1 protein-coding gene is annotated in these 2,380 nt (G+C 73.1%); it reads left to right on the top strand.

The window, feature by feature from the left end:
• The first annotated feature begins 647 nt into the window (after positions 1 to 647).
• Positions 648 to 2,327, top strand: a complete 1,680-nt coding sequence (locus AB0E96_RS40420) for an FtsW/RodA/SpoVE family cell cycle protein (protein WP_359831752.1) — start codon at positions 648 to 650, stop codon at positions 2,325 to 2,327.
• Positions 2,328 to 2,380: the final 53 nt, after the last annotated feature.

Genomic DNA, 2,380 nt, shown 5'->3' with positions numbered 1-2,380 from the left:
AGCAGTGTCGCCTTTGGCTACACTGTCCCTTTGCGCTGCCTGTTAGCTGCTCCGTGACTCGTCGCCCGGAGTTTGCGTTGCCCTGAAGGGGTCTGCCGCGTCGGCCTCGCCGACGCCAGGTACCAGGCGCCGAGCAGCACCGCGAGCACGAGCACCAGGGGCTCGACCGTCCAGGAGGTCGCCAGGTCGGACCACCGCCAGGCCGGCGGCCCGCTGTAGGCGAGCACCGAGGCGGGGCCGACCGGACCGCCACCCGGGCCTCCGACCGGACCGCCCACCGGACCGCCCACCGGGGCGACGCCCCGGCCCGCGCCCAGGAGGACCGCCGCGCCGTCCACCACCGTGCCCATCCGCCCGCGCACCCCGCTCGTCCCGCTCGTCCCGGTGGCCCCCGCCGGTCGGTGGGGCCGCCGCCGGGGCTCCCCGGCGCCCGGCCATGATGTCCCCGCGCGACGGCCCCGCCGGATCCGGGGCCCACCTCTATACCCGCACCTGAACAAAGCTTTACCGATCCCCAACAAAGCTTTGCCCAGGCAAAGTTCTGCCCTCGGACCCCCTGTTCCGGCAACCGCGGCGAAGACACAAACGTCTGGCAGGATGCACCGTCGGCGAGACCCGCCACGTGGTCGACAAGGGGAAATCTAGAGGTGCGAACGACTGCACGCGGCGACGGCCGCCGGCTCGCGGCGCGCCACCGCAACATCGAACTGGGCCTGCTGGCCCTCGCGGTGGCCGTCTGTCTGGCGGGACACATCGAAGCCGGCCTGGCGCTCACCGGCAGGATGCCGTCCGGGCTGCCGGTGCACGCCCTGTCGCTGGGCGCGCTGGCCGGGGCGGCCCACCTGGCGGTGCGCCGGTTCGCGCCGTACGCCGATCCGCTGATCCTTCCGCTGAGCGTCTTCCTGACCGGCTTCGGGCTGGTCCTGCTGGACCGGCTGGACTTCAGCTACAAGGCCGCGCACGCCGCCAAGGGCGACTACCAGAAGCTCCCGGCCGCGCCCTCCCAGCTGATGTGGGTGTTCCTCTCGGTGGCGGCGGCGCTCGCGCTGATCGTCTTCGTCAAGCACCACCGCTTCTTCCAGCGCTACGTCTACCTGCTGATGGCGGGTGCGCTGATCCTGCTGGCCGCGCCGGTGTTCTCACCGGGCGACAGCTTCGGCGCCAAGCGCTGGATCCGGCTGTTCGGGCTCTCCTTCGAGCCGGACGAGTTCGTGAAGGTCGCGATCACGATCTTCTTCGCGGGCTACCTGATGGCCTCCCGGGACGCCCTGGCACTGGCCGGGCGCAAGGTCTGGGGGCTGACGCTGCCGCGCGGACGGCACGCCGGACCGGTGCTGGCGATCTGGGTGGTCAGCCTGCTGGTACTGATCTTCGAACGCGACCTGGGCACCTCGCTGATCTTCTTCGGTGTCTTCATCGTGATGCTGTACGTGGCGACGGAGCGCACCAGCTGGGTGGTGCTCGGCCTGCTGATGGCGGTCGGCGGCGCGGCCGTGGTCGGCACCGTCGAGCCCCACGTGCACGGCCGGGTCGAGGCCTGGCTGCACCCGCTCGACTACTACAAGCCGGTGCACGACAAGGCGATCTCCGAACAGCCCGCCGAGGCGCTGTTCAGTCTGGGCACCGGGCACCTCACCGGGACCGGTCTGGGCTCCGGACGGCCCTGGCTGATCGGCTTCGCCGGGCGCAGCGACTTCATCTTCACCACCATCGGCGAGGAGCTGGGCCTGGCCGGGGTGACGGCGATCCTGCTGGTCTACGTGCTGCTGATCCAGCGCGGTCTGCGCACCGCGATCGGCCTGACCGACCCGTTCGGCAAGCTGCTGGCCACCGGTCTGTCGGCGGCGCTGGCGCTGCAGGTGTTCGTGGTGGTCGGCGGGGTGAGCGGGCTGGTCCCGCTGACCGGCAAGGCGCTGCCGTTCCTGGCCGCCGGCGGTTCGTCGCTGCTGGCGAACTGGCTGATGGTGGCCCTGCTGATCAAGCTGAGCGACTCCTCCGGACGCACCGCGCTGGACCCGGCACAGCCCGATCCCGAACCGCTCCCGGTCCAGGCCCGCCCGGTCGTGCCGGTCGGGGCGGCCGCGCCGGCCGAGCCCGGCCCGAACGGCGGCACCCCCGGCGGCTCCTACGACGGCATTCCCGACGGCATTCCCGACGGCCGGTACGACCCGTCGGCCCAGACCGTCCTGACCCCGGCGCCACCTCCGGACCGGTCGCCCGCCACCCTCGGCACCTCCGCCCCGGCCCCCGCCGCCCCGACCGAGCCTCACCCCACCCACGGCCACGGCCGTCCGCCGGACCGGGCCGCCGACCGGCCGGCCAGCTGACCCGCCCACAACGGGCCCCCGGCCCACCGACGCGGCGGGGCCCCTCCCGCACC

Source organism: Kitasatospora sp. NPDC036755 (assembly GCF_040636595.1).
Taxonomy (GTDB): domain Bacteria; phylum Actinomycetota; class Actinomycetes; order Streptomycetales; family Streptomycetaceae; genus Kitasatospora.
This window is presented reverse-complemented; position numbering and strand designations above follow the sequence as displayed.